At 66.1% G+C, this 21,529-nt stretch carries 19 protein-coding genes; 13 read left to right on the forward strand and 6 right to left on the reverse strand.

The genetic code is table 11. The features are described from left to right. Positions 1 to 42 precede the first annotated feature (42 nt). Positions 43 to 1,620, reverse strand: a complete 1,578-nt coding sequence (locus tag B0G38_RS17135; RefSeq protein ID WP_264670530.1) for a virulence RhuM family protein — start codon at positions 1,618 to 1,620, stop codon at positions 43 to 45. Positions 1,621 to 1,936: 316 nt separating this feature from the next. Here B0G38_RS17135 and B0G38_RS17140 point away from each other — a divergent pair, with 316 nt between their 5' ends. The 5 genes from B0G38_RS17140 to B0G38_RS17160 are packed head-to-tail and all read left to right on the forward strand — an operon-like array spanning position 1,937 to position 7,703. Next, positions 1,937 to 3,433: a GntP family permease gene (locus B0G38_RS17140; RefSeq protein WP_264670531.1), complete on the forward strand. Its 1,497-nt coding sequence runs from the start codon at positions 1,937 to 1,939 to the stop codon at positions 3,431 to 3,433. Between the two features lie 46 nt (positions 3,434 to 3,479). Then, the gene (locus tag B0G38_RS17145; RefSeq protein ID WP_264670532.1) at positions 3,480 to 4,730 is read left to right on the forward strand and encodes a CaiB/BaiF CoA transferase family protein; all 1,251 of its coding nucleotides are present in this window, start codon (positions 3,480 to 3,482) and stop codon (positions 4,728 to 4,730) included. Beyond that, positions 4,727 to 5,689 carry a beta/alpha barrel domain-containing protein gene (locus B0G38_RS17150; protein ID WP_264670533.1) on the forward strand — a complete coding sequence of 321 codons (963 nt, stop codon included), beginning with the start codon at positions 4,727 to 4,729 and terminating at the stop codon, positions 5,687 to 5,689. Before B0G38_RS17145 ends, B0G38_RS17150 begins: the two co-directional genes overlap by 4 nt. Next, entirely contained in the window at positions 5,690 to 6,679 is a 990-nt protein-coding gene (locus B0G38_RS17155) for a 2-hydroxyacid dehydrogenase (protein ID WP_264670534.1), read from the forward strand. It abuts the gene before it with no gap. After that, positions 6,651 to 7,703 (forward strand): glycerate kinase family protein, encoded by a 1,053-nt coding sequence (locus B0G38_RS17160; protein ID WP_264670535.1) that lies wholly within the window; start codon positions 6,651 to 6,653, stop codon positions 7,701 to 7,703. Before B0G38_RS17155 ends, B0G38_RS17160 begins: the two co-directional genes overlap by 29 nt. Here the strand turns inward: B0G38_RS17160 and B0G38_RS17165 are convergent. From B0G38_RS17165 to B0G38_RS17180, 4 genes are read right to left on the reverse strand one after another with little or no spacing between them, the layout of a single operon-like run. After that, positions 7,700 to 8,506 carry an IclR family transcriptional regulator gene (locus B0G38_RS17165; RefSeq protein ID WP_264670536.1) on the reverse strand — a complete coding sequence of 269 codons (807 nt, stop codon included), beginning with the start codon at positions 8,504 to 8,506 and terminating at the stop codon, positions 7,700 to 7,702. The genes B0G38_RS17160 and B0G38_RS17165 overlap by 4 nt on opposite strands. Positions 8,507 to 8,549: 43 nt before the next feature. After that, positions 8,550 to 9,347 (reverse strand): alpha/beta fold hydrolase, encoded by a 798-nt coding sequence (locus B0G38_RS17170; protein ID WP_264670537.1) that lies wholly within the window; start codon positions 9,345 to 9,347, stop codon positions 8,550 to 8,552. A 21-nt stretch (positions 9,348 to 9,368) separates the two neighbouring features. After that, entirely contained in the window at positions 9,369 to 9,602 is a 234-nt protein-coding gene (locus B0G38_RS17175) for a hypothetical protein (RefSeq protein WP_264670538.1), read from the reverse strand. Next, complete coding sequence (locus tag B0G38_RS17180) at positions 9,538 to 10,056, reverse strand: hypothetical protein (RefSeq protein ID WP_264670539.1); 519 nt, start codon at positions 10,054 to 10,056, stop codon at positions 9,538 to 9,540. The genes B0G38_RS17175 and B0G38_RS17180 overlap by 65 nt, the downstream gene beginning before the upstream one ends. Before the next feature lie 448 nt (positions 10,057 to 10,504). On the opposite strand from B0G38_RS17180, the gene B0G38_RS17185 reads away from it, so the two are divergent. The 4 genes from B0G38_RS17185 to B0G38_RS17200 all read left to right on the forward strand — a co-directional run bounded on the left by B0G38_RS17185 (position 10,505) and on the right by B0G38_RS17200 (position 16,277). Further along, positions 10,505 to 13,252 carry a helix-turn-helix transcriptional regulator gene (locus tag B0G38_RS17185; protein ID WP_264670540.1) on the forward strand — a complete coding sequence of 916 codons (2,748 nt, stop codon included), beginning with the start codon at positions 10,505 to 10,507 and terminating at the stop codon, positions 13,250 to 13,252. Between the two features lie 87 nt (positions 13,253 to 13,339). After that, positions 13,340 to 13,846, forward strand: coding sequence for a DUF6010 family protein (locus B0G38_RS17190; protein ID WP_264670541.1), 507 nt, complete (start codon positions 13,340 to 13,342; stop codon positions 13,844 to 13,846). Positions 13,847 to 13,920: 74 nt separating this feature from the next. Beyond that, a complete protein-coding gene (locus B0G38_RS17195) occupies positions 13,921 to 15,264 on the forward strand; it encodes an MFS transporter (protein ID WP_264670542.1) in 1,344 nt (447 codons plus the stop codon). 53 nt (positions 15,265 to 15,317) lie between these two features. Further along, on the forward strand, positions 15,318 to 16,277 hold the full coding sequence (locus B0G38_RS17200) for a formylglycine-generating enzyme family protein (protein ID WP_461610109.1): 960 nt from the start codon (positions 15,318 to 15,320) through the stop codon (positions 16,275 to 16,277). Between the two features lie 65 nt (positions 16,278 to 16,342). On the opposite strand, the gene B0G38_RS17205 is transcribed toward B0G38_RS17200, so the two are convergent. Next, positions 16,343 to 16,972, reverse strand: a complete 630-nt coding sequence (locus B0G38_RS17205; RefSeq protein ID WP_264670543.1) for a TetR/AcrR family transcriptional regulator — start codon at positions 16,970 to 16,972, stop codon at positions 16,343 to 16,345. 181 nt (positions 16,973 to 17,153) lie between these two features. Here B0G38_RS17205 and B0G38_RS17210 point away from each other — a divergent pair, with 181 nt between their 5' ends. The 4 genes from B0G38_RS17210 to B0G38_RS17225 all read left to right on the forward strand — a co-directional run bounded on the left by B0G38_RS17210 (position 17,154) and on the right by B0G38_RS17225 (position 21,500). Next, on the forward strand, positions 17,154 to 18,875 hold the full coding sequence (locus B0G38_RS17210) for an amidohydrolase (protein WP_264670544.1): 1,722 nt from the start codon (positions 17,154 to 17,156) through the stop codon (positions 18,873 to 18,875). Between the two features lie 63 nt (positions 18,876 to 18,938). Further along, a complete protein-coding gene (locus B0G38_RS17215) occupies positions 18,939 to 19,928 on the forward strand; it encodes an ABC transporter substrate-binding protein (RefSeq protein ID WP_264670545.1) in 990 nt (329 codons plus the stop codon). Between the two features lie 25 nt (positions 19,929 to 19,953). Further along, positions 19,954 to 20,727: an ABC transporter permease gene (locus B0G38_RS17220; protein WP_264670546.1), complete on the forward strand. Its 774-nt coding sequence runs from the start codon at positions 19,954 to 19,956 to the stop codon at positions 20,725 to 20,727. Next, positions 20,727 to 21,500 carry an ABC transporter permease gene (locus tag B0G38_RS17225; protein ID WP_264670595.1) on the forward strand — a complete coding sequence of 258 codons (774 nt, stop codon included), beginning with the start codon at positions 20,727 to 20,729 and terminating at the stop codon, positions 21,498 to 21,500. The genes B0G38_RS17220 and B0G38_RS17225 overlap by 1 nt, the downstream gene beginning before the upstream one ends. Positions 21,501 to 21,529: the final 29 nt, after the last annotated feature.

Genomic DNA, 21,529 nt, shown 5'->3' on the forward strand with positions numbered 1-21,529 from the left:
TGTGAATCCCATCTGGCTTCGTGGAGGTAGAACCTACCGCTGTCAGCGCCGGAGGTTGGCAAAAGGTAACTGACCGTACAGATTGTAAAACTCTTCGAGCATCGCTGATTCCAGGCTGCTGGCTGGCCCCGAATCGATTGGAAGCCAAGCCAACACCAACTCCTGTGGATTAACTAGTTGCCATAAATACCGTCCGCCCCAATGTCCGACAGGCTCGCCGTTGCCAAAGCGAACGAACTCATTAATTCGTGCCCGCAGACCACGGTTCCCCTTGCTACCCGCATCAGCCTTGCCGATGTAGAGGAGCGGGACGTGGAGGCTGAGGCGTCGCGATAATTTCTCGACGTCGTCCGTGGGGTCCTTTCTCTTGAACCACCCGCCAACGTTCTTGGGTGCTGCAGCCAAACGCTCGGGATCATTACTCAATACTGCGTACAGGCCGGGGCTTACGGGAACTCGTTGAAGATCCAGATTTCCTAGCGAAAGGAAGCCGGTAAATCCGCGACGGCGCAGGTCTGCTGAATCGAAGGTACTAGAGGGTGCCTCCTCGGCAGGATCAAAGGCGGGCGCTGGTGAGGGCTGTTTGGCGATCGTCGGCGAGGGCGCTGAAGGTCCGTCATTTCGAATAGTCCGAGCAACAAACTCGTCGAAGTCGCTCTGCGCCATGTCCTGCGAGGCGACCCGCCGCCTATGAAATTCGTCGTACGCGGAGCGGGCAGTGTCTTCCGCCAGATGGCGGCTGATCTTCCCGGCGTGCTTGAGGCTTTCCCTGTCATTTAGGGTGAGGAAAGCTTCGAGTTTGCTAATCCAGTCTGCCATTTTCATCGAAACCTTGCGGCGGGCCTGTCCTTCGGCAAAAACCAGGAACTGTTCAACCAAATTGTTTAGGTCCGCGAGTTCCTGCTCCGTCAGGTAGTTCTTGGCGATTGTCGCATCGGACTTTCGTGGCATCGACCCCCGCCATGTTGTGAGCCCCATATTGGCCTCGTCGGCGCGGGCGCGGGCGTGGATAAGCTCCGCTGCAGTATTACCGGTGATAGCCCAATGCAGCTTGTTCTGAACCGTTGCAAAAAAATCGATACTGTGCGGATCCGTAGGGTCGTAGTCCGTGCTGAGAGCGTAAATGTCGGTGATCTTTTGATAAAAGCGACGTTCCGAGGTGCGGATGTCCTGGATCCGCTGGAGCAGTTCGTCGAAGTAGTCAAACGGTCGATCCGGGTTTTTTAGCCGTTCATCGTCCAGAACGAATCCCTTGACGATGTATTCCCTCAACTGCTGAGTGGCCCAGATCCGGAACAGTGTGGCAGTCTTCGACTGGACGCGATACCCGACCGAAATAATCATGTCCAGGTTGTAATGTGCGACTGCGCGGCGAACTGAACGACTACCTTCCCGGCGAACTAACAAGTAATCCTTGTGAGTTGAATCGGGGTCGAGCTCGCCCTCATTGATGATGTTGGTTATGTGAAGGCTGACGTTCTGCTGGGTGGTGCCGAACAGTTCAGCGATTTGTGCCTGAGACAGCCAGACGGTGTCTCCGTCGAAACGAACATCGAGGCGGACTGCGTCGCCCCTGACATAAACGACGATGTCTCCTGCGGGCGCCTCTGATTCAGCCATGCAGCCAGTCTAAAAGCCGGCACCGACAATGATGTGCGGCTTCGACGCCGTGTGGGTGACGAAGGCCGCATGTATGAACCGGATAACACCGGGCACCGGGGAGTATCAGGAGGTTCGAAGCCGGCAAGACTGCGATAGGAATTCAGAGGGACGAGCCAGCGGTGGGGCAACAGATTGTCGCCGTCGTAATTATTTTGGTCCAAGTCTTGTAATGTGAGTCAGAACCCATAATATGGGATGATCGCTGTGCTTCCCGTCACAGCTAAACTCGTACGCAGCCTCCAGTGCTGAAGGCTCGACTGAATGGATTCTTCCCATGTCCGATATGGCTATCTTGATCAACACTGCGGTGGCTGTGCTTGCCACCGTGGTGCTGATTGTCAGGTTCAAGGTCAACCCCGTTATTTCGCTGGTTATCGGCTCCGTCTATCTGGGGCTCTCGGCCGGGCTCGGCGTGACCAAGACGGTTGAGACGATCACCGGCGGATTCGGCGAAATCATGGTCGAGGTCGGCCTGCTGATTGCCTTCGGCGTGCTGATGGGCTCCATCCTGAACGAAACCGGAGCAATCCGCCGCCTGGTGGAGCACCTGTTGCAGACTTTTGGGCCCAAGCGGCTGCCTTACACGATGGGCCTGGCCCTCGGCACCGCACTGCAGTCCATCTTCCTGGACGTGCTGCTGGTGATTTCCGCTCCGCTGGCCCGCAAGCTCGCGCCGAGGATCGGCAAGCTGGGCACGGCGCGGATGGCCACGGCCATGGCCATCGCGCTCGAATGCGGCATCGTCTTCATGGTCCCGGGTGTCGCGGCGCTGGCCCTTGCCGGCCTGCTGAGTGTGCCGCTGGGCAAGATGATGATCTTCGGCCTGATCCTCATCGTCCCCACCATCATCATCTCGATCGCCATCATGACGTTCCTGTTCCGCAGGGGCTTCTGGAACGAAGAGAAGGATGAGGACCACATCTACCTCGACGAGGACGACGACGATACCTCCGCCGCTGGGACCGCGACGATTGCGGCCGGTACAGAAACCGGTGCCGGAAGCGGCAGCACCGACAACGGCACGGGCACCACGGGCGCCACGGGCCGTTCCAACGGTGACGGTTCCGCTGCTGAACCTGTCCCGGCCGGCGCTTCGGTCGCCGTCGCCGAGTCGGACAAGGAACGCGAAGCTCCGCTGCTGGTGCTCTTCGCCCCGCTGCTGGTCTCGCTGCTGCTCATCGGCGCCGGCGCGATCCTGGAAATCCTGAAGATCGAGATGGCCTGGCTGCAGCTGCTGGGCGAGCCGGTCATTGCCCTGCTGATCGGCCTGATCGGCACCGGCATCATGGGCCGGTACACGGTGGGCCAGAAGCGGGTGGAAACCGCCATCGCCACGGGCTTCAAGGAAAGCGGACAGATCCTCATCCTGACCGGCGTCGGCGGTTCGCTCGCTGCAACCGTGGGCGCAGCCGGTCTGGGCGACATCCTCGGCGGATTCTTCTCCGCCAGCACGGTGGCTCCGCTGCTCGTGGTCTGGGGCATTGCCGCCCTCCTGCACATCGCCGTCGGCTCCGTGACCCTCTCGGCCATCACCGCCGCGGGCCTGCTGGCCCCGATCGCTCCCGCCATCGGCATCGACCCCGTCCTGATCGCCCTCGCCGCCGGCGCCGGCTCGCTGTTCATGGTGCACGTCACCAGCAACACCTTCTGGCTGCTGCAGTCGCTGCTCGGCCAGAGCGTCCGGGGCGCACTGAAATCGGTGACGGTCGGCGTGTCGGTGGCGTCCGTCGTCGCAATTTTGCTGATTCTGCCGATGAGCCTGCTCTTCTAGACCGGCCCCCGGCCAACAGACGTACTGCACTATCGAGGAAAGAGTTATGACACAGACACCTATCGCCCCGCTGGACGGCGTACGCGTTCTTGAACTTGGCAACTACATTGCCGCCCCCACTGCCGGCCGGCTGCTGGCCGATTTCGGCGCCGAGGTGATCAAGGTGGAGCGCCCGGGCACCGGCGACGAGCTGCGGAACTGGCGCCTGCACAAGGGCGACACGTCCATGCTGTACCGGACCATCAACCGCAACAAGAAGTCTGTGGTGCTGGATCTGCGCACGGATGCGGGCCGCCAGGCGGTGCTGGAGCTGGCCGCGAAGTCGGACATCCTGCTGGAGAACTTTCGGCCGGGCACCCTGGAGAAGTGGGGGCTGGGTCCCGAGGTGCTCAACGAGGCCAACCCGGAACTGATCATCACGCGCGTCTCCGCCTTCGGCCAGACCGGCCCGCTGTCCGAACGCCCCGGCTTCGCCGCGGTGGCCGAGGCCTACAGCGGCTTCCGCAACCTGGTGGGGGATCCGGACCGCGCCCCGGTCCGCGTGGGGGTCTCGATCGGCGATTCGATCGCCGGCCTGTACGCCGCCTTCGGCTCCATGATGGGCCTCTTCCAGCGCGAAGCACGACGGCGGAGCTCGGGTTCCGCTGTTGCGTTGCCGGAGCGGATTATCGACGTCGCGTTGAACGAGGCGATGTTCTCGATGATGGAATCGCTCGTGCCCGATTATGAGGCGTACGGCGTGCGCCGCGAACGCACCGGCGGCCGGATGGAAGGCATCGCCCCGTCCAACGCCTATGTCTGCGCGGACGGCGCCAGCATCGTGGTGGCCGGCAACGGCGACGGCATCTTCCTGCGGTACATGGAAACCATTGGCCGCCCGGACCTGGGAGCTGACCCGGGGCTGCAGTCCAACGCCCTCCGCTGGGCGCGGCGCGAGGAACTGGATGCGGCGATCGGCGAATGGGCCGCCGAGCTCCCGGCCGCGGACGCCCTCGCCGCGCTGGACGCCGCGGGCGTGCCGGCCGGCCCCATCTACACAGCGGAGGACATCGTCGCCGATGACCAGTACGCGGCGCGGAACATGATCCAGAAGTTCGACGTGTCCACGGGCGAGGAAGTTCTTTCCGACGTCGGCTTCCCGGGGATCGTGCCGGTGATCGGGGGTAAGTCGCTGCCCATCCGTAACCTCGGCCCTGATCTGGGCGAGAATACAGACGAAGTCCTCGGCGGACTGCTGGGCATGGACACCGAACAAATCAATGCGGCCTCGAGCCGCGAGGAGGCACTGCAGGTATGAGTTTCACCTTGGAACCCCGCGCGGAACTGCGGGACGTCACGCTGCGTGACGGGCTGCAGCTGACCGGCAAGATGCTCTCCACCGAACGCAAGGTCGAGACCGTCCGCGAGCTGCTGCGGCTGGGCGTACCGTCCATCGAACTGGGCTCCATGGCCCGGGCGGACCTGGTGCCGACCATGGCCAACACGCTTGAAGTGGTGCAGGCACTGACTCCGGAGGAGCTTCAGAAGTGCTGGATCTGGGTGGCAACGCCCGGACACGTGGCCAAGGCGGCGGCGGCCGGGGCACGGAACTTCCAGTACTGCCTCTCGGCCTCGGACTCCCACAACCAGGCCAACATTGGCCGCAGCACCGACGCCAGCCTGGCCGCGCTGCCGGAGGCCGTGGCGCATACCCGCGCCGTCAACGGGCAGATCCAGCTCTGCATCGCCACCTCCTTCACCTGCCCGTTCGAGGGGAGCGTGCCCGAGGAACGGGTACTCGCCATTGCCAATGACCCGCGGGCGGGAGGCACCTGCGACGTCGTTATTTGTGACACCCTGGGACAGGCGGTCCCGGCACAGGTAGCCAGCCTCATCTCCCGCGTGCGCGACGAGTCCCCGGCACGGCGGATCGTTTACCACGGCCACGACACCTGGGGCCTCGGCGTGGCCAACACGCTGGCAGCCATCGCGGCCGGCGCCACTCTGGTGGACGGGGCCCTGGGCGGGCTGGGCGGCTGCCCCTTCGCCCCGGGGGCCAGCGGCAACACCTCCACCGAGGACATCCTCTTCGCCACCCGACCCGAGGGGCTCACGCCGGCTACCTTCGCCGGACTGGTGGACCTGTCCGAAAAACTGCTGGCGGAACTGGGCGAGCCCAACCGCTCCAAGTCGGCCCAGGGCGCCCGCTCCAAGGCGGAGGCCTTCGAATGGGTCATCGTCTCGGACCGCGAACCCGTATGCGACATGGGGCTCTGAATGGGCGCCCGGTTCCTCGTCACTACACCCGTTCCCTCGCCCGGCCTGGAGCTGCTTGAGGCAGCCGGGCAGGTCACCGTCCTGCCGGAGCCGCCGGACTATGAAACGCTGGGCGAGCTCTGCGCCTCCGGCGATTACGACGTCGTGCTGACGCAGTTGCGTGACCAGGTTGACGCGCCGCTGTTGTCGCGGGCGCGGCTGCGCGGTGTCTCCAACTATGCGGTGGGCTACAACAATATTGATGTGGACGCGGCCACCGCCAACGGCATCATGGTGGGCAATACGCCGGGCGTGCTCACGGACGCGACTGCGGACATCGCGCTGCTGCTGATCCTCGGGACTGCCCGGCGGGTAGTGGAGGCGGACCGGTTGGTGCGCGAGGGGAAATTCCACGGCTGGGAGCCCGAACTGATGCTCGGCCACGATGTGTCCGGCCGCATGCTGGGGCTGGCCGGGTTCGGCCGGATCGCCCGTGCCACCGCCCGCCGGGCACTGGGCTTCGGCATGGAGGTGATCTTCGCGCCGCGACCGCCGGGGGACCGGCCGGTCAGCGACGAGGAGCTGGGCGAATTCGCCGGCAAGGTCCGGCAGGTGCCGTGGACCGAGCTGGTGGAGCGCAGCGACTTCCTCTCCGTCCATGTCCCGCTGAATGAGCAGACCAGGCACCTGGTGAATGCCAACGTGCTGGAGCGGATGAAGCCCGGCGCCATCCTGATCAACACGGCCCGCGGGCCGATCGTAGACGAAGCCGCACTGGTGGAAGCGCTGCGGAACGGTACGATCGCCGGCGCCGGGCTGGACGTCTTCGAGGACGAACCCCGACTGGCCCCGGGCCTGGCGGAGCTGCCCAACACGGTCCTGCTGCCGCATGTCGGCAGTGCCACAGTCCCGGTGCGCAGCGAAATGGCGCGGCTGAGCGCGCTGAACGCGGTGGCCATGGCCGAGGGCCGGATCCCGCCGCATGCCGTCAACCCGGACGCGTGGGCATGAGCATCCTGATCGCACCGGACAGCTTCAAAGGGACTTATGCCGCGGCCGAAGTCGCCGCAGCCGTGGCCGCAGGGCTTGCCGACGCCGGCGGCCAAACGGTCCAGCGCCGGTTGCCGACGGCGGCGAGGGCTCCTTCGAGGCGCTCTGCCGCGGGCTTGGTGCCGTGCCCGTGCCTGTGGAGGTACAGAATCCCTGGGGGATGCCGGCCCGCGCGGAAATCGGGATCACGGCGGATGGTGGCACCGCCGTCGTCGAACTGGCCCAGGCCGGCGGAATCACCATGGCGCACGACGGTGACCGCGACCCGGTGTCGGCCAGCACTTACGGCACCGGGATGATGATCGCCGAGGCCGTGCGTCACGGTGCGCGGAAGATCCTGGTCGCTACGGGCGGTTCGGCAACTACCGACGGCGGCTCCGGGGCTATACGGGCAATCCAGGACGCCGGCGGACTGCGCGGCGCCCAGCTGACCGTGCTCTCCGATGTCACCACCACGTTCGTGGACGCGGCGCGGGTCTTCGGACCGCAGAAGGGCGCCGATCCCGCCACCGTGAAAGTGCTTGAGGAACGGTTGGCGCGGCAGGCATCGGAGTTCCCGCGCGACCCGACCGGTGTACTACGCAGCGGTGCCGCCGGTGGTTTTGCCGGCGGCATGTGGGCGCATTTCGGGGCGGAACTGGTCTCCGGCGCCGACACGGTGCTCAATGCCGTGGGGTTCGACCGAGAGCTGGAGCAGGCTACCGCCGTGGTGGTCGGCGAAGGACGTCTCGATTCGCAGACCGCGGAAGGCAAGATCATCTCGACCATCCTGCATCGCGTGCGGAGGTCCGGCCGAAGCCTGCAGGTCTTCGCCGTCGTCGGCTCCGTCTCGGAAGATCTGGGTGACTATCGGGAGAACTTCGCCGACGTGCTGGTCGCCTCGGACGCCGCCGCGATGCGCGCAGCCGGCGCGGACATCGCCGTCGTCGTTAACTCACTGCCCGACGGCGGCCGGCTACCCGACGCCGGAATGCTGCAGACCTAGGCCTTTGGCTCGCCGGGGAAGCGCCCGCCGATGAGCCGCGTCATGCGTTCGGCGGTCTGCAGGAGGGTCTCGACCCAGTCCTCGCAGACCTGCCGGGGCATCCGCATGGTCGGGCCGCTGATCGTCACGGCGCCGACCAAGCCGGCTGCGGAGTCGAAGACCGGGGCGGACAAGCCGGATGCCCCGGACTCGCGCTCTTCTGTGGTGATGGCAAAACCGTCGGTCCGCGTCTGCTTCACCACTGTCTCGAGGTCTTCGGAACTGGTGATCGTGGACTCGGTGAGCGGCGGCAGCGGGTTCTTGACCAGTTCGGCCAGCAGCTCCGGGTCCCAGGCGAGAATGACCCGGCCGGCCGAGCCGGCATGCAGCGGCAGGATCTTGCCCAGGTGCATTTCCCGCCGGAGTGCGTGCCGGGTTTCCGCCAGGGCTACGCAGACGCGGTAGTGCTGCTCGGCGCGGAAGAAGCAGGCGGTCTCGCCCGTGGTGTCTCGCAGGTCCTTCAGCAGCGGGCCGATGACGTCCAGCACTGCCTTGCCGCGCGTCGCCGGCGCCGCCCAGTACGCCATTTTGAGGCCGATCCGGTAGGCATCTTCCTCGCGGTCAAGGAAGCCCTGGGACGTCAGGTTGGTGACCAACCGCTGCACGGTGGAGGTCGGCATTCCCGTGGCCTCCCGGATATCGGCCAGCGTCAGCACCGGCCGCGTCAGGGAGAAGGCATCGAGAATAGACGTGATTTTCCCCAGTACAAGCAGCGGATTGTTGGTCGACTTTGCTGTTGCTTTTCCTGCGGGTTCCCCTGACATAAGACTTACGCTAGACGCTGGCCCAAGGGCAGTCCAATAGTGCTTATTTCGAGTCGCCCGAAGGCATGGATAGCACTCCTGCGAGGAAGTCCAGGACGATCGGGCTGGCGACCTCGCGGCACTCTTCGAAGTACGCGTGGCGTCCGCCGGGAATGATCCGTACTTGGGCGTTGGGAATCCGGTCGGCCAGGAGATCAGCGTTGGCCGGTGGAACCATGAGGTCATCGCTGCCGTGCAGGACCAATGTGGGCACAGAGATAGCCCCCAGTTGGTCCCACGCGTCGTGGCCGTTGCTTGCCCGCTGATGGCCCAGGCGGGCCTGGGGAGTGGTTGCTTCGCCCAACGTGGCGTAAGGCCGAGGATGCGAGGCTGTCCAAGCAGGTGAATACATCAGGTCCGTCAGGACCGCTTCCTTGGTCTCCGGATCTGCGATTCGGGAGCCGATCTCTTTGGACATCCGGAGCGTGTTCGGTCCTCCGGTGGAGGAACAGCCGATGACGAGGGCGCTGACGCGGGAAGGGTGGCGCAGAGCCAGTTGCTGCGCCACCTTTCCACCCATTGACGTGCCGTAGACAGCGCTCGATTCGATCCCCAGATGGTCCAGCAGTGCCGCGGCATCATCGGCGAACCGGCCAAGGGTATAGCCGGCCGCCGGCGTGTCGCTGCCGCCGGTGCCTGGATAGTCGAAACGGATGACCAGATGGTCGGACTCGAAATCGGCGACGATCGGATCCCACCAGCCCATCCCGTTACCCTGGCCGCTCAACAGCAGGAGAGGCGCGCCCTGACCGCTGGTTCGGTAGGCAACGGCGAGGCCATCAGGACAGGTGAACTTTGGCATGACCAGCACCTTAGTACGCAGTTAGCCCTTGTCACTATTGTTGCTGACCGGCATCCAGTAACCGAGGCGAGAGTGCTGCCGGAGGCGCCGGGTGTAGCCAGCGGCGGTGACCGCGGCGGCGAGATCCTCAAGCCGGGCCGCGGTTACTTCGGTAAGCAGCTGCAGCCCGGCGGTGGAGCGGTAAGCCGGCTCAAGCGTGTTCGTGGGCGTGGTGCTGGTGACCCTGTTCGGCGGAGTGCTGGCGGTGGTGCGCATGGTCCTGGGTGTATTCGTCGAGACGCAGCAGCATCGCGAGGGCCATCGCCGGCAGCATGAGCAGGTGTCCGGCGGCCATCACGGTGTGGCCGTCGATCATACCCATCCAGAGCGGGACGAAGAGCACGATGAACGGCAAGTACATGGCCGCGCCCATTTCGATAATCGGCGCCCAGCCGTGCCCGCGGAACTTCATCCACGCGCCCATGGCGACGGTCATGTTCGTCGCCATGACCAGGGAGGCCACATCCGGCCGGTCGAACACAGCAGAGACGCCAGCGGCGTTGGTCAGTAAGGACCAGACCGGGCCCAGGATGACCATGCCGAGGATCATCGCTACCACCATTTCCAGATAGTGCCGGGTGAAAAGCCAGACACGCCTGCCGCGGCTGGTGGTGGTGGACGCGGATACGGAGGTGCTGGTGGTGGAAGCGTGAAGTTCGGTGTTGTTCATTGTTTTGCCTTCGGAAATTGAGGAGGTGAGGAGTAGGGAGGAGGGGGTAGCAAGGAAGGGCGGGCGGTCAGATGAGCGTGTAGCCGGCCTCGGTCACGGCGGCTGCGACGTCGTTGCGGGCCAACGGACGCTGGCTGGCTACCGTGACGGCACCCGAGGAGAGGCCGACGTCGACGCCGGTGACCCGACGCCAGGCCTCCGATCTCGGTCTTGACCGCGGTTTCGCAATGACCGCAGGACATGCCGGCCACCTGGTACGTGGTGCGGATCAGCTGGCCTTCGTCCGGCTGGCTGCCGCGGAATTGGAGGGACATGGTGGCTCCTTGTCGAAATGAGGTTTGACTTGTGGTGTTCCGGGGTTCGGTATGTCGATCTTCCGGCTCGGGAGGGGTGCTTCGGACCGGTAAAACCACCGGGATTTCCCAACTGCCGTTGGTAGAATCGTGCGGTGATCCAGGGGAGGGCGCGGGAGCGCGCGGTCATTGCGGGGCTGATCGAAGAAGCCCGCGCTTCACGGGGCAACGCCCTTGTCATCCATGGCCTGCCGGGCGTGGGCAAGTCGACGCTGCTCAACGACGCAGTGGCCGGGGCCGAAGGCCTGCGCGTGCTGCGGACCCGGGGCATCGAGTCCGAATCCCCGCTGGCCTTCGCGGCGCTGCACCGGCTGCTGCGCCCGGTCATGTCCTACACAGACCGGCTTCCCGAACCGCAGGCCCACGCACTCAAGGCAGCCTTCGGCGAAATCGCCACCGAGAGCGTGGACCGGTTCCTGATCTTCCTCGCCGCGCTGAGTCTGCTGGCCGAAGCAGCCGAGCACCAGCCCGTGCTGGCCGTTGTCGACGACGCGCAGTGGCTGGACGACGTCTCGGCCGCGGCGCTGCTGTTTGTGGCGCGCCGGCTCGACGCGGAGCGGGTGGCCGTCCTGTTCGCCGCCCGCGATGGCGATGAGCGCCAGTTCGACTACGGCGACCTGCCGGCACTGGCGCTCGCAGGCATCGACGAGCAGACGGCGGCAGAGCTGCTCGCCGAGCATTCCGGCGTCGTTGTTCCGGCCGAAGTCACCGGCGAACTGGTGCGCAGCACCGCGGGCAACCCGCTGGCCCTGGTGGAGCTGGCCGGATCCTTGTCGCCCGAACAACTGGCCGGAACCTCGGGACTGCCGCACCATCTGCCGCTCACCACCGGCGTGGAACGCGCCTTTCTGGACCGCTGCCGGCGCCTGCCGGAGCACGCACAGACCTGGCTCCTCGTGGCAGCGGCGGACGACGCCGGCCAGCTCACCACCGTGCGGCAGGCGGCGAAATCCCTCGGTGCCGGCGATGACGCGCTGGAAGCGGTGGAACAATCCGGCCTGCTGAAGGTGGAGGACGGCAAGCTGAAGCTGCGGCATCCGCTGGTCCGCTCGGCCGTCTACGGTGCCGCCACGGCTTACCGACGCCGGCAGGCCCATGCTGCCCTGGCGGAGGTGCTTGTCCAGGAGCACAGCACGGACCGCAGGGTCTGGCACCTGGCCGCCGCGGCGGAGGACGACGACGAAGCGGTGGCCGCCGAGCTGGACCAGGTGGCGGAAAGGACGCGCAGCCGCGGCGGGCACGAGGCCGCCAGCGCCGCTTGGGAACGCGCCGCAGAACTGACCCTCGACGCGGAAGCCAAGGCCCGGCGTTTGTATGAAGCAGCCGGCAGCGCCTGGCTGGCGGGACAGGCCGCCCGCGCCCGGAATCTCAGCGACGCCGCGGTCGCTCTGGCCGGAACCCCAGGCCTCCGCGCAGACGCGGTCCGCCGTCGTGCCCGGATCGAGTGGAACACCGGTTCCCTCCAGCTGGGCCACCACGTGATCCTGCAGGGCGCCCGTGACGTTGCCCAGGCGGATCCGGTGCGGGCGCGGGAAATGGCCATGTTCGCCGCCGCGCTTGCATCCTTCGGCGGCGATTCCGGCATCGGGGTCACTCCCGTCGGCGTCGCGGTCCCTCCGGACCCCGGCGCACCCGCCCGGGAGCACATCTTCTGGCACCTGCTGGTGGGCCTGCATCACGTGTCCCGCGGCGAGATGGAGCAGGGCGCGCCGGTACTCAGGGCGGCCTTCGCCGACGGCGCGTCACTGGAGAACGCGGACCAGGACCTCCTGCCCAACCTCGGCATCGCGGCCCTGCATCTGGGCGATGACGAGGCCTCGCTGAAGTACCACAACCTGCTGCTGGCCCGGGCGCGCGGCACCGGCGCGCTGATCATGGTGCTCTACTCGCTGACCCGCCGCAGCATCACCGATGTGGCCACCGGCAACTGGGACGAGGCCAGGGCCGGCGCGGCCGAAGCGTTGCAACTGGCCAACGGCACCGGGCAGCCGGGCCTGACCGCCTCCCCGCTGACGCTGCTGGCCCTGCTCGATGCTTTCCAGAACGACGACGGCTATGCGCGCCATCTGGCTGCGGCCGACGACGTCGCGGCGAACCATCCGTTGGGCATCGTCGCCGGCCTGACCCACGATTTCCGGTTGTGGGCCAAGGCCGTCCACAGCGGCCAGCCCGAAGCCGCCTACCATCATCTGGTGCAGCTGGAGCTGCCGCTGACACGCCGACTGGCCGCCATCGACTTCTTCGAGGCCGCCGTCGCAGCCGGGCATCACGATGAGGCCGCCAACCGGCTGGCGGATCTGGAGGAATTCGCCGCGGCCACGGGCAACGGTTGGGCGGCAGCCAGCACCGCGCACGGCAGCGCGCTGCTGGCCGACAACCCGGCCGACGCCGAAAAGTTCTACCAGCTGGCCCTGGAGCACCACGCCTCGTCGCCCCGGGTGTTCGACCATGCCCGGACCCAGCTGGCCTACGGCCGGTTCCTGCGCCGCGCGCGCCACAGGGTCGACGCCCGCGTCCAGCTGCAGGCCGCGCTGGACACCTTCGCGGACCTCGGCGCCGCCGGCTGGGAGGAGCTCGCCGGCCAGGAACTGCGCGCCTCCGGCAAGACGGCCCGCAAACGCGATCCATCCACCGTGGCAACGCTGACCCCGCAGGAACTCCAGGTCGCCGGCCTGGTCCAGCAGGGCATGACCAACCGCGATGTCGCCGCCCGGCTCTTCCTGAGCCCGCGCACCATCGATTTCCACCTCCGCAACGTGTACGCCAAGCTCGGCATCAGTACGCGCGCCGAGCTGATGCGCCAGCACCTCGGCCGCGCCCCCGCCGTCGTCGTTAGTAGCTAGCAGTTACCGGTTAGTCGTCGCTACCGGTGCCAAACCCGGTAATTTCACCGGTTCGAGCAACCCCGCGCCCCCGGTAATTTTCCTGCCATGACTACTTCAATACTCATCGGCAATTATCTGTTGGGCGGCGCCATCAACGCCGTGCTCCTGGTGGCCATCGCGTTCCTGCTGTCGCGGTTCGTGAAGGACGCCGCCGGGCGGTCCCTGCTCGCCATCTTCCTGATCATCGCGGGCGGGGCCTACCTCGGATTCGCCATCGCGGGCGAGGCCAGCGGACCCTGGGCCCTCGCGGAACTCCTGCAGGCACTCGGGCTCGGCGCGCTGGGCATCATCGGCCTGCGCCGCTCGCCCTACTGGCTCGCCGCGGGCTGGGCGCTGCATCCCATCTGGGACGTCCCGCTCCACTACTTCGGCGGCGGGCACGAGTTCGCGCCCGAGAGCTGGGCAATCGCCTGCGCGAGCTTCGACTGGATTGTGGCGCTGTACATCATCGCCGCCTACCGGCAGAACGGCGAAAGCCGGTTCAACTTCCGCGAGAGTATGGTTCAACCCGAACCGGTTCTGCCGCTGCAAGCCGGCGCCAAATCCCGCTAACCTCAAACAACAACGGCGGGGCCCGGGTGAGTTTGATGACTCGCCCGGGCTCCGTCGTTGGCTAGTGTTAGCTGGTGACTAATTACTTCCTGCGCAAGCCCTGGCGTGGCCGGATCGGCGCCCTGCTGGGCATCCTGATCATGGCCCTGAGCCTGCGCGCCGCCGTTTCCGTGGTGCCGCCGCTGCTCGGTTCGGTCAGCCCGGAACTCGGTTTCGATGCCGCCACCATCGGCCTGCTGGCGATGCTGCCACCGCTGATCTTCGCCGCCGGCGGTTTGGGCACGCCCCGCCTCATCCGCTGGCTGGGGCTGGAAAAGGTCCTGACCCTCGCGGTGCTGCTGGCCGTCGCCGGGCAGGTCGGGCGCGCGTTCATGGGCGAAGTGTGGCCGTTCCTGGGCCTCTCCGCCGTCGTCATGGCCGGCTACGGCATCGGCAACGTGGTGCTTCCGCCGCTGGTGAAGAAGTACTTCCCGGACAGAATGAGCGTGGTCACGGCTGGCTACGTCACGCTGCTCGCGGTCGGAACGGCCGCCAGTCCGCAGCTGGCCGTGCCGGTGGCCGAGCTGGCAGGCTGGCGCGTGTCGATCGGCGTCTGGGCTTCGATCAGCGCGCTGGTCCTGGTGCCATGGGCAGCCCAGTTGCTGCATGACCGGCGGGCAAAACGCGAGAAGAACGACGACGCCGCCGCGGCCGTCCGCATAACTCTTGCATCGCCGGCGACGTCGGATTCGCTGTCTGCCTCGCCGTCCCCATCGAGCTCGGTCAAGATGCCGCCGGCCAAGCCCACCCCGGAGCATCTGAATCCGTGGCGCTCGCCGGTGGCCTGGGGCCTGGCGATCTTCCTCGCCGGCAACTCTGCCCAGACCTACGTCTACTTCACCTGGCTGCCGCCGTACCTGACCGGGCAGAACGTAGACGCCGCGGTAGCCGGCTCGGCCCTGGCGTACTTCGCGATCCTCGGCCTGCCGGTCAGCCTGCTGGTGCCGCTGATCGTGCCCCGCATGCGCAACCCGATCATCGCCATCAGCATCTTCGCGGCGTGCTGGGCCGGGGGACACCTGGGCCTGTTCCTCGCGCCGATGGACGGCACCTGGTGGTGGATCACCCTCGCCGGCTTGGGCCAGGGCACCTTCGCCACCGCGCTGCTGATGATGAACCTGCGCTCACGGACCACCCACGGCGCCTCCGTGCTCGCCGGCTTCAGCCAGGGCATCGGCTACGCTGGCGCCGGCATCGCCCCGCTGCTGTTCGGCGTTGTCCAGGAGGCCACCGGCAGCTGGAACGCCTCCTTCGCCATGCTCGGCCTCTGCCTGCTGGTCATGATGACCGGAGCCGTGATGATCAACCGCCCGCGGTACATCGAGGACGTCGCGAAGCCGGCCGAAACTCCCGAGCCGGCCAAGGACCCTGCCCGCTAGGGCACCGGCACGGTACCTTTTAATACAAATCCGGCAATGGGGAAGGAGCTCCTGTGTCTTGTTGCGGCAGCCCATCGCGGCCAGCCCTCAGTAACCCCGTGCACGACGCCGGGTCCGCCTCGGCCGAGGCAGGCATCGAGAGTGCCAGACGGCCAGAGAACGCGGAACGCGGCGATGTGCTGCTGCCGGCGGGCAGCTTCCGGATGGGGGACCACTTTGGCGAGGGGTACACCGCCGACGGGGAAACTCCAGTTCACGACGTCGTGCTGGACGCCTTCAGGATCGATGCGACTGCGGTGACCAACGCAGAGTTCGCCACGTTTGTCCAGGCCACAGGCTACCGAACGGAGTCGGAGCGCTTCGGCACCTCCGCTGTCTTCCATCTCCAGGTCCAAGCCAAGCCGGAGGACGTACTGGGCGACGTGGCAGGGGCACAGTGGTGGCTGAACGTCCGCGGGGCGGACTGGGCACATCCCACCGGTCCGCTCTCCAGGTGGGAGGACTTGCCGGACCATCCCGTGGTGCAGGTGTCGTGGAACGACACCGAGGCCTACTGCAAGTGGGCCGGCCGGCGGCTGCCCACCGAAGCCGAGTGGGAGTACGCCGCCCGCGGCGGACTGGAGGGGAAGCGCTACGCCTGGGGGGATGAGCTGGTTGGGCCGGCCGGAGAACACTTCTGCAATATCTGGCAGGGCGAGTTCCCGCGCGTCAATTCGCTTGAAGACGGCCACCTAGGTGCGGCGCCGGTGCAAAGTTTCCCGCCTAACGGTTTCGGCTTGTACGAGGTCAGCGGCAACGTCTGGGAGTGGTGCAGCGACTGGTTCCTCCCGAAGTATTACCGCAATGCACCGACGGCGAATCCGCAGGGCCCGACCATCGGGCGCGGCCGCGTGATGCGCGGCGGGTCCTTCCTCTGCCACGACTCGTACTGCAACCGCTATCGGGTGGCCGCCCGCAGTTCCAACAGCCCCGAATCAGCCAGCAGCAACTGCGGTTTCCGGACGGCAGCCTGACCCGCGACTCAAAGAGGCAGAACTCAGGTCGCGGCGTCAGGATAGCCAGTGGCCTCGGGCCGGACCTACTCTTTCCCGACGTCCTCGGAGTAGGCGAAAGATCCGGCCACGCCCTCTGCAAGCATTTCTACCAGCGCTGCGGAGCGTTCGGTGTCCGGGTCCGCCAGATGCTGCATGCTGATGCCATCGATGCCGGAGATGAACAACCGGGCCGACAGTTCCAGATTGGCCGGAACCTCCTCGCCCGCGTCGACTGCCGCGTTTTCGAACAGCTCGCAGGTGGATTTAATCCAGCCCTCATACATAGACCGATTCATGGCCAGCGCCCGGGGTTCTTCCTCAGCGTCGACCCGGAAGCGGCGCAGCAGGAGTTCGAACGTCGTCACCTGCTCGTGCGGTTCGGCGAGCATGCGTTCCCACACGCGCCGGGCATGAGCCCGCACCACAGCTTTCAGCCCCGCACCTCCAACCGCCACCGGCGGAAGTGACTGGGCGTAGTCGCGGCTGAGGTAATAGTAGACCTCCTGCAGCAGTTCGTCCTTGCTCCTGAAGCAGTAGTGCAGCGAGGCCAGCGGAGCCTCCGCTTCCGCCGCAATCCGGCGGGTTGTCGCTGCGGCCAATCCGTCATGGGCGATCACTCTCGCCGCTGACCGGACAAACTGCAACCGCCGCTCAGCAGTGGGTACTCGGGCCAATGCATTCACCTCCAGTTAGGTAGAACCATCCTAGGCGGGAACCGGGCTGGCCCTGGATTCGCGGTGTTCGGACAGGCTTCCGAAACGAATTTAGACTGATTTTAGTAAAAAGGTGGTCAAGTGACCAAGTCATACGACATACTATTCCAATCGGTAACGCACATCACATAAGGAGCGTCGAATGGAGCAGCGGGCGACAGCCGCAGACCTGATGGTCATCAACGCAACTGTGCCGGAAGGAGCACTTCCCAAGGGTTCCTCCGATGCTGCCAACGTGGCCGTTTCCGGCGGCCGGATCCAAGCGATCGGTGGGCAGGACGTGCTGGAGATGGTCGGCCCGGGTACACGGATAATTGACGCCGACGGCGGTGCAGTACTCCCGGGGATCAACGATGCGCACCTGCACTTCATCGCCTCCTCCATGGTGCGCTTCGGGTATGTACGTGTCGGCAGCGATGCTGCCGCCCGATGGGAGGAGGTCTGCCGCATCATCGAGCAGGCCCCGCCGGAGGCCGACGGCTGGATCAGGGCGCATGGCTGGGATGAGCTGGTGTTGGGCCCCGGCGGCCCGGAACGGGTCCTCGATTGCAAGCCCGGTACACCGGTGGTGGTTTTCGACCAGACCGGGCACCAGCTCCTGGCGAACCGCATCGCCCTGGAATTTGCCGGCATCACGGTCTCCACGCCAGCTCCCACAGGAGGTGTCATCGAACGAGCAGCGGACGGTTCGCCGACCGGCCGCCTGGTCGACGCCGCCATGGAACTAATGACCCGAGCGCTGCCGGCCCTGCCGGTTCAGGTCATGCGCGATGCCGCCCTGAGGTTCCAGCAGGTCCTGCATGCCCAGGGCATCACTTCGCTGACAGAGCCGGGCCTGGGACCCGGCGCGGGCGGACTGTTGGACGGCTCCTGCACCACGGCGGCACTGGACCTGCTGGGGGATCTGGCGCTCTCCGGGGAGCTCACGCTGCGGATCAACACGCTGCTCCTCTTCGCAGGCACCGGCGGGATCAGCGCAGGCATGGTCCGCGAGGGCCTGGAATCCGGACTGCACCGGGCCTACATGGACCGCGGCATCGACGGCAGGCAACTGCGGATCGCCGGCGTCAAGGTCTTCGCGGACGGCACCCCACGCAGCGGAACGGCCTGGATGACGGAACCCTACGGCCACGCCTGCACCCATGGCTCGATGGTGGTGGCCGGTAACACCGACGCCGAGCGTTCCGCCGAGCTGGACGAGATTGTCCGGCTTATTCACTCCGCAGGCCTGCAGGCCGGGATCCATGCCACCGGCGACGCCGCCACGGAGGCAGCCATGAACGCCGCCATCCGGGCACAGGCAACCCAGCCTGGAGATAACCGGCATTACATCATCCACGGTTCCTTTCCGTCCAACCAGTCGTTGGCCGATCTGGCGGAACACGGGATCGGCTACAGCACCAATCCGATGATCCGGTCCGGCGGAGGCAGTTTGCTCGAGGGCATCCTGGGGCCGGAATGTTTCCGCCGGCATCAGCCGTTGAGCTCAGCCGCACGCCAAGGAGTCCGGTTCAACATTGCCTCGGATTCGCCGGTGACCACAACGGACTGGCGACGGACCATATTGGCAGCGGTCACTCGCTCAACCGTCGACCACCCGGAACCCGTTGACGACGGCGAAGGCCTCGGTCTGGGTCAGGCGCTGGCGGCGATGACCTCGCAGCCTGCCTGGCAGGACCACGCGGAACAGTTCAAGGGGGCCGTGCGCCCCGGGCTGGCAGCGGACCTCTGTATCCTCGACGCGCCTTGGCCTGCCGATGCCGAACCTGATGCCCTACTCGAACGCCACGTGGCCTGGACGATCAGCGGCGGACAGATTGTGCACGAACCCGCCATGGCGTCGGCGGCCGGACCCACCCTGTAGCCGGGCTAGCCACGGCAACTCCAACTGCAACTTCGAAGAACCATCCTCAACCAAGGAGAACTCATGCGTATTAAGCTTCCCCTCGCCCTCGCCGCTACGGTGGCACTCGGCCTGACTGCCTGCGGCTCCGAGTCATCGCCACCGGCGGCCGACGGCGCCAACGAAAGCACGCTGAAAGTCGGCACCATCGGCATCGCCGCCGATGCGGCCCTTCAGTCCGCCATTGACAAGGGCTATTTCGCCGAGGAAGGCATCGACGTCGAAGTCTCCGTCGTCGCCAATCCTCCGGCAGGCATTGCCGCAGCCCAAAGCGGCCAGCTGGACCTGACCTATACCCCGTCGATTCCCATGCTCAATGCCAAGAGCCAAGGCGTGCCGCTGACTGTGGTGGCCGCCGCGGATGGTTACCCTGACGATGCGCTTGAGCAGGAAGACCTGAGCCAAGTGGATGACACCGGGCTCTACGTCGCAGCGGACAGTGGGATCGATTCGCCCAAGGATCTGGAGGGCAAGCGGGTATCCGTTCCGGCCCGCAAGGCACAGCTCGAAGTCACGGTCAGCCAACTGGTGAAGGACGACGGCGGCGACCCCGCCAAGGTGAACTGGATGGTGCTGGACCCGGCGTCAGCTCTGCAGTCTCTCAAAGACGACCGGATCGAAGCAGCCTCGCTGGTCACGCCGTTCACCGGCCAGGCCGCCTCTGCCGGCAACACTCTCCTGGCCTCGCCCGGCGTCGAGTTCTTTGAAAAAGGTGCCATTGGCCTTTGGGTAGCGGGATCCGCGCAGGCAGAGTCCAAGCATGACCAGCTGCTGGGCTTCCAGCGCGCCATCTATAAGGCCAACGCGTACGCCAACGAGAACCTGGACGAGTCCCAGAAGCAGGCGGCCGAAATCACCGGGCTGGAACTCGATGCCGTCAAGGCCGGCGCCACCCCGTTCTGGCCCGTGGAAGTGCGGCTGGAGGACGTCCAGCGGACCGCTGCCCGAATGACGGCACTCGGATTCCTGGCCGAGGAACCGAAGCTGGACCAAAGCCTGTTCCTGTCCGAGTAGACCTGGCGGAAATCCTGGAGTAACCGTGAAAACACAAATCAAACCTGCCGCGGTAGGTGCGCTAGGGATTGCCGGGGCGCTGCTCCTGTGGCAGTACCTGGCCACCGGGCCGATGAACGGCAGCGCTCTGCCCGCCCCGGGTCACGCCATCGCCGAACTGGCCGCACTGCTGGCCACCGGGACTTTTTGGGCGGATCTGGCCGACACGATCCTGATTGCCCTCGGCGGACTGGCAATTTCCGCCGTCGCCGGTATTGCCGCCGGGCTGCTGATCGGCAGTTTCGCGCCGGTGCGCTACGCGACCATGGCCGTGCTGGAATTCCTGAAGCCCATTCCGCCGATTGTGGTGCTGCCCCTGGTGGTGCTGGTGCTGGGGCCGACGGCGCAGATGTCCTGGGTCCTGGTGGTCATCGGCTGCGCGCTGCCGATCGTGATGCAGACCGTCGCCGGGGTGCACGACACCGATCCGGTAGCCCGGGACACAGCCCGTTCCTACGGCATGGGCCACGCCGAGATCCTGCTGCGCGTCACGCTGCCCGGTGCCATGCCCTTCATCGGTACCGCCATGCGCGTGGCGGCCCCGGCTGCACTGGTCGTGGCTGTCGTCGCCGGTCTGCTGGGCGGCGGGCCGGGGCTCGGCCAAAGCATCTACCAGGCGCAGGCCGCCGGCGATTTCCCGGTGCTGTACGCGCTGGTATTGGTCCTGGGCCTGTTGGGTCTGGTGTTCCAAGGCGCCACCCGGCTGGCCGAACGCCGGCTTCTCCATTGGCACGAGTCCTACCGGGAGGTGGTCCTGTGATGAAACGCAAGGCTTTGAATTGGTCCCTGGGCGTCGCGACCCCAGTGTTGCTGGTGGCCGCGTGGTGGGCGGCCTCGGCCAACTCGATGAACACCTTCTTCCCGCCATTGAGTGCGATCATGGTCCGTTTCCGCGAGCTCTGGTTGTTCGACCACTTCGGCTCGGACATCCTGCTCAGCCTGCGCAACCTGCTGCTGGGTTACGCTGTGGCGACCGTCGCCGGCGTCGTTATTGGCTTTGTCACCGCGCTGGTGCCGGTTGCCCGGTGGGCGCTGGATCCTGTGATCCATTTCCTGCGCGGAATACCGCCGGTGGCACTGGTGCCGATCTTCATCTCACTGATCGGTTTTGGTATCGAGATGCGGGTGGCCAGCATCGCGCTGGCGGCTCTGTTCCCGACCCTGATCGCCACGGTGGACGGCATCCGCAGCGTGGACACCACACTGAAGGACGTCAGCTCGGTCTATCGGCTGTCCCGCGGCGAAAAGCTCGCGCAGGTCTATCTGCCGGCGGCCGGACCGCAGATCGCCTCCGGTATGCAGGTCAGCCTGCAGGTGGCGTTCATCGTCATGATTGCCTCCGAGATGCTGGGCTCTTCCGAGGGCATCGGCGCGATGACTCTGCTGGCGCAGCAAAGCTTCATGATTCCGGACATGTGGGCCGGCATCCTGCTGCTCGGCGTGATCGGGTTCGGCGCGAACCTGGTCTTCGAACTGCTCAAGAACCGCATTCTGGCCTGGCATGCAGGCTCCCGACGATTGGCTAACTCATGACCGCGACTGCCCCTAACAGCTTCCGGCGC

The sequence above is a fragment of the Crystallibacter permensis genome (genome assembly GCF_025960875.1).
In the GTDB taxonomy this organism is placed as follows: Bacteria; Actinomycetota; Actinomycetes; order Actinomycetales; family Micrococcaceae; genus Crystallibacter; species Crystallibacter permensis.